The 14,712-nt window shown below is 73.4% G+C and carries 12 protein-coding genes; 6 read left to right on the top strand and 6 right to left on the bottom strand.

Annotation, left to right across the window (positions count from 1 at the left end):
- Position 1: 1 nt before the first annotated feature.
- The 4 genes from AB0J76_RS41445 to AB0J76_RS41430 are packed head-to-tail and all read right to left on the bottom strand — an operon-like array spanning position 2 to position 5,056.
- Positions 2-1,192 (bottom strand): glycosyltransferase, encoded by a 1,191-nt coding sequence (locus AB0J76_RS41445; protein WP_352325662.1) that lies wholly within the window; start codon positions 1,190-1,192, stop codon positions 2-4.
- Complete coding sequence (locus tag AB0J76_RS41440; RefSeq protein WP_352325660.1) at positions 1,189-2,412, bottom strand: glycosyltransferase family 9 protein; 1,224 nt, start codon at positions 2,410-2,412, stop codon at positions 1,189-1,191. The genes AB0J76_RS41445 and AB0J76_RS41440 overlap by 4 nt, the downstream gene beginning before the upstream one ends.
- Positions 2,409-3,428: a glycosyltransferase gene (locus AB0J76_RS41435; protein ID WP_352325659.1), complete on the bottom strand. Its 1,020-nt coding sequence runs from the start codon at positions 3,426-3,428 to the stop codon at positions 2,409-2,411. The genes AB0J76_RS41440 and AB0J76_RS41435 overlap by 4 nt, the downstream gene beginning before the upstream one ends.
- Positions 3,425-5,056 carry a carbamoyltransferase C-terminal domain-containing protein gene (locus tag AB0J76_RS41430; RefSeq protein ID WP_352325658.1) on the bottom strand — a complete coding sequence of 544 codons (1,632 nt, stop codon included), beginning with the start codon at positions 5,054-5,056 and terminating at the stop codon, positions 3,425-3,427. The genes AB0J76_RS41435 and AB0J76_RS41430 overlap by 4 nt, the downstream gene beginning before the upstream one ends.
- Before the next feature lie 172 nt (positions 5,057-5,228).
- Here AB0J76_RS41430 and AB0J76_RS41425 point away from each other — a divergent pair, with 172 nt between their 5' ends.
- From AB0J76_RS41425 to AB0J76_RS41415, 3 genes are all read left to right on the top strand, one after another.
- Complete coding sequence (locus AB0J76_RS41425; protein ID WP_352325657.1) at positions 5,229-5,822, top strand: HAD-IIIA family hydrolase; 594 nt, start codon at positions 5,229-5,231, stop codon at positions 5,820-5,822.
- The gene (locus AB0J76_RS41420) at positions 5,819-6,739 is read left to right on the top strand and encodes a glycosyltransferase (RefSeq protein ID WP_352325656.1); all 921 of its coding nucleotides are present in this window, start codon (positions 5,819-5,821) and stop codon (positions 6,737-6,739) included. Before AB0J76_RS41425 ends, AB0J76_RS41420 begins: the two co-directional genes overlap by 4 nt.
- Positions 6,740-6,874: 135 nt before the next feature.
- Positions 6,875-7,159: a WhiB family transcriptional regulator gene (locus AB0J76_RS41415; RefSeq protein ID WP_352325670.1), complete on the top strand. Its 285-nt coding sequence runs from the start codon at positions 6,875-6,877 to the stop codon at positions 7,157-7,159.
- Here AB0J76_RS41415 and AB0J76_RS41410 read toward each other — a convergent pair.
- Positions 7,095-7,577: a peptide deformylase gene (locus AB0J76_RS41410; RefSeq protein WP_364392895.1), complete on the bottom strand. Its 483-nt coding sequence runs from the start codon at positions 7,575-7,577 to the stop codon at positions 7,095-7,097. The two genes, AB0J76_RS41415 and AB0J76_RS41410, sit on opposite strands and share 65 nt — an antisense overlap.
- A gap of 254 nt (positions 7,578-7,831) precedes the next feature.
- On the opposite strand from AB0J76_RS41410, the gene AB0J76_RS41405 reads away from it, so the two are divergent.
- Entirely contained in the window at positions 7,832-8,995 is a 1,164-nt protein-coding gene (locus tag AB0J76_RS41405; RefSeq protein ID WP_352325654.1) for a uroporphyrinogen-III synthase, read from the top strand.
- Between the two features lie 143 nt (positions 8,996-9,138).
- On the top strand, positions 9,139-9,894 hold the full coding sequence (locus tag AB0J76_RS41400; protein WP_352325669.1) for a CbiX/SirB N-terminal domain-containing protein: 756 nt from the start codon (positions 9,139-9,141) through the stop codon (positions 9,892-9,894).
- A gap of 179 nt (positions 9,895-10,073) precedes the next feature.
- Here AB0J76_RS41400 and AB0J76_RS41395 read toward each other — a convergent pair whose 3' ends face one another.
- A complete protein-coding gene (locus AB0J76_RS41395; RefSeq protein ID WP_352325653.1) occupies positions 10,074-10,928 on the bottom strand; it encodes a PAC2 family protein in 855 nt (284 codons plus the stop codon).
- Positions 10,929-11,235: 307 nt separating this feature from the next.
- Between AB0J76_RS41395 and metH the strand changes: the two genes are divergently transcribed.
- Complete coding sequence (metH, locus tag AB0J76_RS41390; protein ID WP_352325652.1) at positions 11,236-14,700, top strand: methionine synthase; 3,465 nt, start codon at positions 11,236-11,238, stop codon at positions 14,698-14,700.
- The last annotated feature ends 12 nt before the right edge of the window (positions 14,701-14,712 follow it).

The following is a 14,712-nucleotide window of genomic DNA, read 5'->3' as shown; positions in this document are numbered from 1 at the left end:
ATCAACCCCCCAGAGCGGCCAGGCGGCAGAGCTTGCCGTCGATGACCTGCGTGTACACCGCCTCGGTCTGCTCGGCGATGCGGGACCAGCCGTACCGCTCGCTGGCCCGCCGCGCTCCCGCGGCGCCCAGCGCCGCGCGCCTGCCCGGGTCGGCGAGCACGTCGCGCAGCGCCCTGGCCAGCGCCCGCGGGCGGCGCGGCGGGACCAGCACGCCGCAGCCCGCGACCGTGTCCAGGTGGCCGCCGACCGCCGAGGCCACGACGGGCACGCCGCAGGCCATCGCCTCGATCGGGACCATCCCGAACGGCTCGTACCAGGGCACGGTGACCACGACGTCGGCCGAGCGCATCAACGCCGGCACGTGCGTGCGCGGGACGCTGCCGATCAGGTGCACCCGGTCCTGGAGCCCGTAGGCGAGGGCCAGGTCGCGCAGCCGCGCGGTCTCCTCCTCGTCGTCCGGGCCGCCGCCGGCGATCACCAGGTCGGCGTCCGGGAGCTGGCGCAGCGCGGCGATCAAGGTGTCCACGCCCTTGCGCGGCACCATCCGGCCGATGCTGAGCACCACCTTGGCGCCCGCGCGCGGCGCGACCGGCCCCTGCGGGCGGAACGCCGTCAGGTCCACCCCGCAGGGCACCACCGTGACGCGCCGCTCGGGCACGCCCATCGCGCACAGCTCGCTCACCTCGTCGCTGCAGGTGGCCAGCACCGCGTCGGCGCGCATGCCGATCTCGCGCTCGGTGTCGATCCGGTGCGCCGGGCTGGTGTCGGCCTCGCCCTGCCAGCGCCGCTTCACGGTCCCGAGCGCGTGGAAGGTCTGCACCACCGGCACGCCCCTGGCGGCCCGCAGGGCCGCCTGGCCGCTCATCCAGAAGTGCGCGTGGGCCACGTCCGGCGGGTCGGCCGCCCAGCGGTCGGCCAGGCGTTCGGTGAACTCCGGCATGTACGGCGGCAGCTCGTCCTTCGGCACGACCGCGGCCGGGCCCGCCGTGACGTACTCGACCGTGACGCCGGGCGCCATGGTCACCGCGTCGGGCTGCGACCGCGCCGAGCGTCTGGTGTGGACGACGACCGTGTGCCCGCGCTCGGCCAGTGCGACGGCCAGGTGCGCGACGTAGACGTTCTGCCCGCCCGCGTCCACGCCACCGATCGCCGCCAGCGGATCGGCGTGTTCGGAGATGAGATCGACCTTCACTGCGTCAGCTCCCTCACTGCCTTGACCACCTGCTCACTTGTCACCAGGGACAGGCACGGGTGCCCGGCCACCGGACAGGTGCGCGCCCTGCTTCCCGAGCAGGGCGCCTGCTGGTCGCCGAGCAGCACCGTGGGTACGCCGTACGGGGCCCATCGAGCGGCGGGGACGACAGGGGCGAACAGGCTCACGACCGGCGTGCCGACCGCCGCGGCCAGGTGCGCCGGACCGGTGTTGCCGGCCACCAGCACACTGGCGCCTTCGATCACGGCGGCCAGCTCGGCGAGCGTGGTCCTGCCCCCGAGGTCGACTGCCGCGTCGCAGGCCACGTAGGCGGTGAGGTCACGTTCCTTGCCGGTCACGACGACCCGGTGCCCGTCGTCCACCAGCTCCCTGACGGCCTGCCGATGCCTGTCGGCCGGCCACGTTCTGGCGGGGGCTGACGTCCCTGGATGCACCACGACGTACGAGCGTTCATCGGCAGCGCCGCCGACGCCTAGGAGATGCCCGCTTTCCCGGCCGATATCCGGCAAGGGCCGCCGAACAGCCAGTTTGCCGTCGTCGCCGGGTGGCAGATCGAACCCGGCCGCCCGCGCGACGGCCAGCATGCGCTCGGCCTCGGGCACGTCGATCGTCTCGTCCACGACGTGCCGGACGTCCAGGAGCGAGCCGGGGTAGTCGTTGCTGATCGCGCAGACGCGCCGCACGCCGGCCATCCGCAGCAGCAGGGCCAGCGGCAGCGCCGACTGGTGGAAGGAGGTCAGGATCAGCGCCTCGTCCACGCCCTTGACCCGGGCGATCAGGTCGGCGACCTGGGCGTTGGACACGGCGGCGGGGGAGTGGTCGATCCACGGCGCCCGCCACTCGATCACCCGGTCCACGCCGGGCAGCAGCTCGGCGGCGGCCCGGCCGTTGGGACCGGCCAGGAAGACCAGCTCGTCGGCGAGCGTGCGCACGGCCCGGGTGGCGGGCCCGGCCAGCAGGACGTCTCCGGCGTCGTCGAGCCGCGCCACCAGGACGCGCCCCCGGCCGCCGCCGTGCTCCCCGGCCGCCTGGCACACCGCCGCCTCCAGCGTGCCGGCCGCCGCAGTGGTCTGCGCCGTGCTCTCCGCTGTGGTGGGTTCCGCGGGCTTGCGGGCGGCGGCCCGTCCGGCCTTGCCGTGGCACTGTGTGGCCTTCGTACGGCCGCGGCCGCACCGATGCGCCGGATCGCGACGTCTCATCGCCGCCACCTCCATTCCCCCCGAAGCCGGTGCACACAGGCGACCGGCGGGATCACCACGCTGGTGACGGCCATGCGCCACACCTCGCGCGGGGTACGCGGCCCTGGGGCGATGCGCCGCCAGGCGAACTCGGCGGTCATCGCGGCCCACAGGGCGCCGGCGACCGCGGCCAGCACCGGCAACGCCCGCCACCGGTCGAGCCGCTTGACGGAGCGGCCGTGGGGCCGCCTCCCGGCCCGTACGCCCGCGCGCCCTCTCCCGGACGGGCGGGCCACGGTGGCGGCCAGGCCGAGGGCGGCGGCGGTGAGCGCGGCGGCCGAGGTGGCGGCGTGGCGGCGCAGCCGGCCGCCCGAGCCGCCGATGGCCTGACGCCAGCCCGGCCCGTGCAGGCGCCGCATCAGCGCGTCGTCGGCGTTGCCGCGCTGGAAGCGCACGCTCGCCCAGAACCCGTCCTGGCGCACCGGGTGCGTGGTCACCCGCTCGCCCGCGACCAGCCGGTGGCCCGCCCGCGTCACCCGCAGCGCGATGTCGGCGTCCTCCCGGTAGGCCCGGGGGAAACGTTCGTCGAACCCGCCGGTCTGCTCCAGCACCGAACGCCGGTAGGCCATGTCGGCCGTCACCCACAACGCGTCCGAGAGCCCCAGCGTGTGCCGCTCGGCGTCGGTGGGCCGCCGGCCGGCCGGTCGCGGCACCTCGATCCGGCCCTGGCTGCCGCCCACGTCGTCGGGCAGGTCCACCAGGTCCTTCCAGACCGCCTCGGCCCACCCGGGCGCCGGGATCACGTCGTCGTCGAGGAACACCACCCAGGGCGTCCCGGCGGCCCGCCAGCCGGCGTTGCGCGCCGCGGCCGGGCCGCGGCCGCCCGAGCGCACGACCCGCACGTGATCGGGCAGCTCCAGCGCGGCGGCGTCCGCCGGCCGGTCGTCCACCACGATCACCGGCAGCGTCCGGCCCACCGCCGCCAGCGTCTCCCGCAGCGTGGCGCGGCCGATGGTCGGGATCACGACGGTGATCACGACGCGAACACCTCCCCGCGCCGCACCAGGTACGGGCCCAGCGCCAGCACGTCAACCGGCGAGGAGCCGAAGCACTCCAGCGCGTCCCGCGGGTCGTCGACCATCGGCCGGCCCGCGGTGTTCAGGCTCGTGTTGACCACCACCGGCAGCCCCGTGCGCGCCTCGAACTCGGTCAGCACCCGCGCCATCAGCGGGTCGTCGGCCGGCGAGATCGTCTGGATGCGCGCGGTGCCGTCCACGTGCACCACCGCCGGGATGCGGTCCCGCCACGGCTCGCGCACGTCGTGCACGAACAGCATGTACGGCGAGGGCACCGGCCCCCGCCCGAAGATCTCCGGCGCCCTGGACTCCAGGACCATGGGCGCGATCGGCCGGAACTGCTCCCGGCCCTTGACGTCGTTGAGCCGCTCGGTGTTGCCCGCGTGCCCCGGATGGGCCAGCAGCGACCGGCGGCCGAGCGCCCGCGGCCCGTACTCGGAGCGGCCCTGGAACCAGGCCACGATCCGGTCGGCGGCCAGTTCGGCGGCCACCGCCGCGCCCAGGTCGGCCGGCCGCGTGTACGGCACCCGCGCCACGTCCAGCCAGGCGCCCAGCTCCTCGTCGGTGAACCCGCGCCCGAGCGCCGCGCCCGGCATGGGACCGGCCGGCTCGCCATAGGTCTGCGCCAGGTGCAGCGCGCCGCCCAGCGCCGTGCCGGAGTCGCCGGCGGCCGGCTGGGCCCACACCTCCTCGAACGGACCCTCGTCCAGCAGCCGGGTGTTGGCCACGCAGTTCAGCGCCACCCCGCCGGCCAGCGCGAGCCGCCGTTCGCCGGTGCGCTCGTGCAGCCAGCGGGCCAGCTCCAGCAGCACCTCCTCCAGCCGGGCCTGCACGCTGGCGGCCAGGTCGGCGTGGTCGGAGGTCCACGGCTCGCCCATGGCCAGGGCCTTGACGTAGACGTTCCAGTCGACCGGCTCGACGCGGAAACCGCCGTCGCCGGTGGTGTAGATGATCTCGCGCAGCGACTCCAGGTGGCGCGGCCGGCCGTAGGAGGCCATGGCCATGACCTTGTACTCGTCGCTGGAGCGCAGGAAGCCCAGGTGCTGGGTGACGTCCTCGTACATCAGGCCGAGCGAGTGCGGCAGCTCCTGGGCGGCCAGCACCTCCAGCTCGCCGTCGCGGTAGCGGCCGGCCAGGTGCGAGACGTTCTCGCCGCGCCCGTCGCACACCAGCACCGCGCAGTCGCGCCAGGGGGAGGCCAGGCCGGCCGAGGCGGCGTGCGCCACGTGGTGCGGCACGTACGTGACCTGCCCGGCGTCCAGGCCCGGCAGCGCGGTCGCCAGGAAGGCGGGCGCCCGGACGGCGTACTTCGTGCGCAGGTCCTCCCAGTCGCCCTCCGGCCGCTGGACGACCAGCGCCGGGTCGTAGGAGTAGGCCACGGCGTCCAGGTCCTCGGGGGACAGGCCCGCCTCGTGCAGGCACCAGGCGGCGGCCTGCTCGGGCAGCTCCCACGCGGAGAACGCCAGCGGCCGTTTGCCGTGCTTGCGGCGGCTGAAGCGCTCCTCCTCCGCCGCGGCCACGATCCTCCCGTCGACGACCAGGGCCGCGGCCGGGTCGTGGAAGATCGCGTTGATGCCGAGAAACTTCATCGTTTCCTCCCCCGCAGATGTCGAGAACCGCTACCGAGAGAAGCGGCTCTCAAACCTGGGGCTACCTCAGGAGATGCGAAAACGGGCGTAACCGCCTGGGGTTGGTCGCTCTCCGTAGTTGTTTGCCGGGTGACGGCCCGGGTAGCTGCCGGACCGGCGACGGAGGTGAAAGGTGTTCGAAAAGCGACGTCCCGGGGCCGTCCTCTTCGACCGGGACGGAACCCTGATCAAAGACGTGCCGTACAACGGCGACCCGCGCCTCGTCGAGCCCATGCCGGGAGCGGTCGAGGCGCTCGGCAGGCTCCGCCGGGCCGACGTGCCCGTCGCGGTGGTCACCAACCAGTCCGGCGTGGCCAAGGGCCTGCTCTCGCCGGACGAGATGGACCAGGTGAACGCCAGGGTGGAGGAACTGCTCGGGCCGTTCGACGCCTGGGCCATCTGCGTGCACGACGACGCCGACGGCTGCACCTGCCGCAAACCGGCGCCGGGGCTGGTGATCAGGGCGGCCGCCGTCCTCGACGTCAGCCCGCGCGACTGCGTGGTGGTCGGCGACATCGGCCGCGACATGGAGGCGGCCAGGGCCGCCGGGGCCCGGGGCATCCTCGTGCCGACCGGGCAGACGCTGGAGGAGGAGATCGAGCAGGCGGCCGAGGTCGCCGACGATCTCACCGACGTCGTCGACCGGGTGCTCAGCGCGCCCGAGGTGCCCGTGGCGGCGGCCTCGTCCGCGCCCTGGGCCCGGGCCATGGGCTGGAGCCGCTGGTGAGGATCCTCATCTGGCACGTCCACGGGGCGTGGACCAGCGCCTTCGTCAGCGGCGGCCACGACTACGTGCTGCCGCTCGTCCCCGGCCGCGGTCCCGACGGCAGGGGGCGCGCCGCCACCTACGACTGGCCGGACAACGTCCGCGAGGTGGCCTACGACCGGCTCCGCGACGAGCCGATCGACGTGGTCGTCTACCAGCGGCCGCACGAGATCGACCTGGCCCGCGAATGGCTCGGCCGCGCGGTGCCCGGCGTGTACGTCGAGCACAACACCCCGGCCGGCGACGTCCCCCGCACGAGGCATCCGCTGTCCGGCCAGAGTGACATCACGATCGTCCATGTGACCCACTTCAACGAGCTGTTCTGGGACAACGGCCGGGCGCACACCCGCGTGATCGAGCACGGCGTCCCCGACCCCGGCCACCTGTACACCGGCGAGCTGGCCAGGGCCGGCGTCGTGGTCAACGAGCCGGTACGCCGTACCAGGGTCGCCGGCACCGACCTGCTGCCGCGCTTCGCCGAGCGCGTCCCGCTGGACGTGTTCGGCATGAAGGTGGACGGCCTGCCGTACGGCACCTACGAGGACCTCGCGCAGCACGTCATGCACGCCGCCCTGGCCCGCAGACGCGCCTACCTGCACCCCTACCGCTGGACGTCGCTGGGCCTGGCCCTCATCGAGGCCATGACCCTCGGCCTGCCCGTCGTGGCGCTGGCCACGACCGAGGCCGTCGAGGCGGTGCCGCCGGAGGCCGGGGTGATCTCCACCAGGGTGGACGTGCTGGCCGACGCCCTGCACGCCTTCGTCACCGACCCCGAGCGGGCCGCCCAGGCCGGCAAGGCCGCGCGGGCCGCCGCCCTGGCCCGCTACGGCCTGCCCAGATTCCTGCGCGACTGGGACCGGCTGCTGGCCGAGATCTGAGCCGGGATCCTGTCCGCGATCCGAGCCGCGATCCGAGCCGCGATCCGGGCTGCGGTCCGAGCCGGAATTCGAGCCGGAATTCGAGCCGGGATCTGACAGGTATGACGCCGGAAGGCATGGGTAGGCGCGATGGGCATGATGATGCTCAACTGGTCACGCAGGGCAGCCTGCCTGGAACTGGACCCCGAACTGTTCTTCCCGATCTCGCTCGAAGGCCCCGGCCGCTCGCAGGTCGAGAAGGCCAAGACCATCTGCGGCCGGTGCCCCGTGCGCCGGCCCTGCCTGCAGTACGCGCTGGACACCCGTCAGGCGCACGGCGTGTGGGGCGGCACCGACCCCGAACAGCGGCGTGAGCTCAGCGCGCCGGCAGTGCCTCGGCAAGAAAGCGTTCCCGCTCCTCAGCTTCGAGGTGGTCGCTGAACAGCACCCCGTCGAGATGATCGGCCTCGTGTTGCAGCACCCTCGCCAGCACGCCCAGCGCCCGTAGCGTCACCGGCTTGCCGAACATGTCGCGGCCGCGCGCCGTGACCATGTAGGAGCGTTCCAGCGGACGCCACAGGCCCGGCGCCGACAGGCACGCCTCGTCGGCGGTGATCCGCCGCTCCGACAGCTCCAGCCGCGGGTTGACCAGATGACCGGAACGGCCGTCGTAGGAGTAGACGAGCACCCGCACCGGCTCGCCGATCTGCGGGGCCGACAGGCCCGCCCGGCCCGTCCCCGCCCGCAGGGTGAGCGTCAGCGACTTCACCAGGCGCCGCAGCTCCCGGTCGAAGTCGTGCACCGGCTCCGCCACCACGCGGAGCACCGGATCGTCGAACACACGAATAGGGACCGTCACCCGCAACTCCCCGAAACGCCGCGATCATCATGCGGAACGGTTCCCGTCGCCGGATCCCCTCAACCCTGAAGGCCGTGCCTTGTAGCACAGCGGTAACAGCGGAGACCCAAGGGTGAAATCAGCCGAAAGCAGGATCGGAGGGTGATCTCACTTGCGTCGCCCGCGCCTGTGACGCCCGGCCGAGCGCTCGGGGCCCGGCCGGGCCCCACCCGCCCGGAGGCACCGGCATGACCGCCCCTCCCGAAGGACCCCCCATGACGGCCCCCGTCTTCATCCAAGGGTCTCCCGAGACGGCGCCCGACGCGCTGGCCGGGTTCACCATCGGGGTGACCGCCACGCGGCGGCGGGAGGAGTTCGCCGCGCTGCTGGCGCGGCGCGGCGCGCGCGTCGTCAGCGCCCCCGCCATCCGCCTGGTTCCCCTGGCAGAGGACGCCGACCTGCTCGCCGCCACCCGGCACACCCTCCAGGCCCCCCTGGACGACGTGGTCGTCACCACCGGCGTCGGCTTCCGCGGCTGGATGGCCGCCGCCGAGGGCTGGGGCCTGTCCGCCGACCTCGGCGACCACCTCGGCAGGGCCCGCCTGCTCACCCGCGGCCCCAAGGCCAGGGGAGCCGTACGGGCCGCCGGGCTGACCGACCACTGGACGCCCGTCACCGAGTCCTGCGACGAGGTCAAGGAGTACCTGCTCGCCCAGGACCTGCGCGGCCGGCGCATCGCGGTCCAGCAGCACGGCGAGCCGCTCACCGCCTTCGTGGCGGCCCTGCGCGCGGCCGGGGCCGAGGTGATCGAGATCCCGGTCTACCGGTGGCTGCCCTGGCGCGACGGCTCGCCTCTGCGCCGCCTGATCAGCCAGGCCGTCTCCGGCGCGGTGGACGCGGTGGCCTTCACCAGCGCGCCCGCCGTCCACGCCATGCTCGGCGCGGCCCGCTCCGACGGGCTGGAGGACGCCCTGCTGGCCGCGTTCGGCGGGTCCGTCGTGGCCGCCTGCGTCGGTCCCGTGACGGCCGAGCCGCTGACCTCGCGCGGCGTACGCGTCCTGCAGCCCGACCGTTCCCGCCTCGGCGCCCTGGCCCGCGCCCTGGCCAGGCACCTGCCCGAGCACGGCGTCACCCGGCTGGTCGCGGGCGGGCACCGGCTGGAGGTGCGCGGCCACGCCGTCGTCGTGGACGGCGACCTGCGCCCGCTGCCGCCCGCGCCTATGGCGGTGCTCAAACGCCTGGCCGACAAGCCTGGGCACGTGGTCTCCCGCGCCGACCTGCGTACGGTCCTGCCGGGCAGCCCGGCCCGCGACTCGGCCGAGCACGCGGTGGAGATGGCCGTCACCCGGCTGCGCCGAGCCCTGGGGCCGGCCGGCATCGTCGAGACGGTCGTCAAACGCGGCTACCGCCTGGCCTGCCCCCACGACCCCACCCCATGACCTCCGACCAGCCCACCCACCGCATAACTCCCGACCAGCCCGCCCACCCCATGACCCTCGACGAGCCCACTCACCTCATGTCCCGTCTGGTAAGTGCGCCGGCTCAGGTGGGGGCGTCCCGTCTGGTGGGGGCGCCCGTCCAGGTGGGTGGCTCCCCGCTGGTAGGGGCGTCCGGGCTGGAGGGCGGGACGCTGCCAACGCTAGTGCTGGCCGCGCACGGTACGCGGAGTGCGTCGGGGGAGCGGGCCTTGGCGGCACTCGCCCGCTCGGTCCGCAGTGCGCGCCCCGGGCGCCGGGTCGAGCCGAGTTTTCTGGAGATCAGCCCGCCGCTGCTCGCCGACGTGCTGCCCGCCGTGCCGGGGCCGGTGGTGGTCGTGCCGTTGCTGCTGGCCGGGGGCTACCACGTGCACGTCGACCTGCCCGAGGTGGTCGCCGCCCACCGTCCGGACGCGCTGGTGGCCGGCCCGCTGGGGCCGCACGACCTGCTGACCTCGGCGCTCGTCCGGACGCTGGCCCAGGCGGGGCTGCGCGCCGACGACACGGTGATCCTGGGCGCGGCGGGCTCGTCCGACCCCGCGGGGCTCGCCGACGTCCGGGCCGCGGCCCGGCGGCTCTCGGTACGCCTGTCGCGGCCGGTCACGGCGGCCTTCGCCGCCTCGGGGACGCCGTCGCTGCCCGACGCGGTGGACCAGGCGCGCAGGACGTCCCGTGGCCGCGTGGCGGTGGCCTCGTACGTGCTGGCCCCCGGCTTCTTCCACGACCGGCTGGCCGCCTCGGGCGCCGACCTGGTCACCGCCCCGCTCGCCCCGGACCCCGCCGTGACCACCCTGATCTGGCACCGCTACGACCAGTCCCTCGCACACCGCCACTCGCACCCGGCCCCCACCGCCCGGCCGTAGCCCCCGACCTGCTCAGGGAGGAGGCCACCGGATGGGGAACCGTGCCACGGGACCGCTCCGGGAACCGGCCTGTCGGAGCGTGACGGCCTGAGGTGGGATGGACCCCGACACCTGGCCGTCGGGTGTGGCAGCGGGGATGGGCCCGGGAGTCGACCGCCGGGTGGAAGGGAGCCTCGGGATCAGCTGTCGGTGTCGCGGTCGCGGCGGCGCAGGTAGCGTTCGAACTCGGCGGCGATCGCGTCGCCGCTCGCCTCCGGCAGCTCGGCCGCGTCCTTGCGCTCCTCCAGCTCCTTGACGTATTCGGCCACCTCGCTGTCCTGCGAGGCCAGCTCGTCGACGCCGCGTTCCCAGGCGCGCGCCTCCTCGTCGAGGTCGCCGAGCGGCATCGGGATCTCCAGCACGTCCTCCATGCGGCGCAGCAGCGCGAGGGTCGCCTTCGGGTTGGGCGGCTGGGCGACGTAGTGGGGCACCGAGGCCCATAGCGAGATGGCGTCGAGCCCGGCCTCGCCGAAGGCGTGCTGGAGCACGCCGACGATGCCGGTGGGGCCCTCGTAGCGGCTGAGCTCCAGGTTGGTGGAACGGGCCAGCGCCTCGTCGGTGGCCCCGCCCAGGATCGGCACCGGACGGGTGTGCGGGGAGTCGTTGAGCAGCGCGCCCAGCATGACCGCCAGCTCGACGCCCAGCTCGCGGCAGACCTGGATGATGTCGGCGCAGAACGAGCGCCAGCGCATGTTGGGCTCGATGCCGCGCAGCAGCACGACGTCGCGCTCGCTGCCCGGCGGACGGGCGTGGAACAGCCGCGTCGTCGGCCACACGATGGACCGGGTCAGCCCGTCGCCCATCTCCACCACGGGACGGGTGACCTGGAAGTCGTAGTAGTCGTCGGGGTCGAGCGCGATCAGCGGCTCGGCCTTCCAGGACGACTCGAGATGGGCGATCACACCGCTGGAAGCCTCGCCCGCGTCGTTCCACCCCTCGAACGCGGCAATGAGCACCGGGTCGACGAGCTCGGGGAGCCCTTCGAGCTCGATCACGTGTCGCCTCCTCTCTCCCTCATCGCGCTAAGCCTATGCGGTAAGCAGGCGTCGGCGTCACCGATCTCCCCGCGAACGCTCCGAGCCACCGGCCCACCCCTTTCGCCCAGCCCACCACGCGACTATCCCCCGTCCCACCGCGCTCACCCCTCCCTTTCGTTCGCCCCTAGCGGATCACCCCGAAAGGGGGCGGACCGCCCACCGGGACGACGCCGGGAGAGCCGGACGGGCCCACCGGTATTGGACGCCGCGTCAATTGACAGGCGGAAGAATAAGCGGTCGGGACTCAGCCGATAAGCTCTACGGCATGAGCATCTCCCCGTCCTTCCGAGAAGTGTTGTCCCAGCGCGTGATCGTGGCCGACGGGGCTATGGGCACGATGCTCCAGGCGCAGGACCCGACGCTCGACGACTTCGAGGGGCACGAGGGCTGCAACGAGGTCCTCAACGTCACCCGTCCCGACATCGTCCAGGGCGTGCACGACGCGTACTTCGCCGTCGGCGTCGACTGCGTCGAGACCAACACCTTCGGCGCCAACCTGGCCGCCCTCGGCGAGTACGACATCGGCGAGCGCGTCTTCGAGTACTCCGAGGCCGGCGCCCGCATCGCCCGCGAGCGGGCCGACCACTGGTCCACGCCCGAGCAGCCGCGCTTCGTCCTCGGCTCGATGGGTCCCGGCACCAAGCTGCCGACGCTGGGCCACCTGCCCTACCGCAGCCTGCGCGACGCCTACCGCGACAACGCGGCCGGTCTGATCGCGGGCGGCGCCGACGCGCTCATCATCGAGACCTGCCAGGACCTGCTCCAGGTCAAGGCCGCCGTCATCGGCGCCAAGCGGGCCGTCGAGGCAGCCGGCCGGGACGTCCCGATCATCGCCCAGGTGACGATCGAGACCAACGGCGCGATGCTGCTCGGCTCGGAGATCGGCGCCGCGCTCACCGCGATCGAGCCGCTCGGCGTCGACATCGTCGGGCTCAACTGCGCGACCGGCCCGGCCGAGATGAGCGAGCACCTGCGCTACCTCGCCCGCCACTCCCGGCTCAAGCTGTCCTGCATGCCCAACGCCGGCCTGCCGGTGCTCACCTCCGACGGCGCGTACTACCCGCTGTCGGCGCAGGAGCTGGCCGACGCGCACGAGACCTTCGCCCGCGACTACGGCCTGTCGCTGGTCGGCGGCTGCTGCGGCACCACCCCCGAGCACCTGCGCCAGGTGGTCGAGCGGGTGCGTGGCAAGGAGCCGGTCGCGCGCCGCCCCCACCCCGAGCCCGGCGCCTCCTCCCTCTACCAGACGGTCCCCTTCCGCCAGGACACCTCCTACCTGGCCATCGGCGAGCGCTGCAACACCAACGGCTCCAAGGCCTTCCGCGAGGCGATGCTGGAGGGCCGCTGGGACGACTGCGTGGAGACCGCCCGTGACCAGGCCCGCGACGGCGCCCACATGCTCGACCTGTGCGTCGACTACGTCGGCCGCGACGGCGTGGCCGACATGAAGGAGCTGGCCTTCCGCTTCGCCACCGCCTCCACGCTGCCGATCATGCTCGACTCCACCGAGCCCGCCGTGCTCCAGGCGGGTCTGGAGATGCTCGGCGGCCGGGCGGCCGTCAACTCCGTCAACTACGAGGACGGCGACGGCCCCGACTCCCGCTTCCAGAAGATCATGCGCCTGGTGCGCGAGCACGGCGCGGCCGTCGTCGCGCTGACCATCGACGAGGAGGGCCAGGCCCGCACCGCCGACTGGAAGGTGCGCGTGGCCACCCGCCTCATCGAGGACCTGACCGGCAACTGGGGCATGCGCGTCGAGGACATCATCGTCGACTGCCTGACCTTCCCCATCGCGACGGGCCAGGAGGAGACCAGGCGCGACGGCCTGGAGACCATCGAGGCCATCCGCGAGCTCAAGCGCCGCTACCCGGGCGTGCAGACCACGCTGGGGCTGTCCAACATCAGCTTCGGCCTCAACCCGGCCGCCCGCATGGTGCTCAACTCGGTGTTCCTCAACGAGTGCGTCAACGCCGGCCTCGACTCCGCCATCGTGCACGCCTCCAAGATCCTGCCGATGGCCCGCATCCCCGACGAGCAGCGTCAGGTGGCGCTCGACATGGTCTACGACCGCCGCCGCGAGGGCTACGACCCGCTGCAGCGCTTCATGGACCTGTTCGAGGGCGTCGACGCCGCGGCCATGCGCGCCGGCAAGGCCGAGGAGCTGGCCGCGCTGCCGCTGTGGGAGCGGCTCAAGCGGCGCATCATCGACGGCGAGCGCAAGGGCCTGGAGGCCGACCTCGACGACGCGCTCACCCAGCGGCCCGCGCTGGAGATCATCAACGAGGTGCTGCTCGACGGCATGAAGACGGTCGGCGAGCTGTTCGGCTCCGGCCAGATGCAGCTGCCGTTCGTGTTGCAGTCGGCCGAGGTGATGAAGGCCGCCGTGGCCTACCTGGAGCCGCACATGGACCGCGTCGAGGGCGAGACCAAGGGCCGCATCGTGCTGGCCACGGTCAAGGGCGACGTGCACGACATCGGCAAGAACCTGGTGGACATCATCCTGTCCAACAACGGCTACCAGGTGGTCAACCTCGGCATCAAGCAGCCGGTCTCGGCCATCCTGGAGGCCGCCGACGAGCAGAAGGCCGACGTGATCGGCATGTCCGGGCTGCTGGTGAAGTCGACGGTCATCATGAAGGAGAACCTGGAGGAGATGAACTCCAGGGGCCTGTCGGAGAAGTACCCGGTGCTGCTCGGCGGCGCCGCGCTCACCCGCGCCTACGTCGAGCAGGACCTCGCCGAGCTGTTCGAGGGCGAGGTGCGCTACGCCCGCGACGCGTTCGAGGGGCTGCGGCTGATGGACTCGTTCATGGCCGTCAAGCGCGGCGTCGAGGGCGCCACGCTGCCGCCGCTGCGCGAGCGGCGGGTCAAGACCGGCGCGGTGCTGCAGCGCACCCCGGTCGAGGAGCTGCCGGCCCGCTCCGACGTGGCCGCCGACAACCCGGTGCCCACGCCGCCCTTCCACGGCGACCGCGTGGTCAAGGGCATCTCGCTGAACGAGTACGCGGCCTTCCTCGACGAGCGCGCCCTGTTCCTGGGCCAGTGGGGCCTCAAGCCCACCAGGGGCGGCGACGGGCCCGGCTACGAGGAGCTGGTCGAGACCGAGGGCCGGCCCAGGCTGCGCATGTGGCTGGAGCGCATGCAGACCGAGGGCCTGCTGGAGGCGGCCGTCGTCTACGGCTACTTCCCGTGCGTCAGCGACGGCGACTCGCTGATCATCCTGGGCGACGACGGCAACGAGCGCACCCGCTTCACCTTCCCGCGCCAGCGCCGCGACCGGCACCTGTGCCTGGCCGACTTCTTCCGCGGCAAGGACTCCGGCGAGGTCGACGTCGTCGGCTTCCAGGTGGCCACCATGGGGGCCAAGATCTCCCAGGCCACCGCCGAGCTGTTCGCCAAGGACGCCTACCGCGACTACCTCGAGCTGCACGGCCTGTCGGTGCAGCTCACCGAGGCGCTGGCCGAGTACTGGCACGCCCGGGTGCGCTCGGAGTGGGGCATCGGCGGCCAGGAGACCCTCGACGACATGCTCAAGGTCAACATCCAGGGCTGCCGCTACTCCTTCGGCTACCCGGCCTGCCCCAACCTGGAGGACCAGCAGCAGCTGTTCGAGCTGCTCGACCCGGGGCGCATCGGCGTCAGCCTGTCGGAGGAGTTCCAGCTCCACCCCGAGCAGGCCACCTCGGCGCTGGTCGCGCACCACCCCGAGGCCAAGTACTTCAACGTCTAGTTCGTCATCGGG

Source organism: Nonomuraea sp. NPDC049624, from assembly GCF_040675255.1.
GTDB lineage: Bacteria > Actinomycetota > Actinomycetes > Streptosporangiales > Streptosporangiaceae > Nonomuraea.
Note: the sequence above shows the minus strand (reverse complement) of the source record. Positions and strands in the feature narration are given on the sequence as shown.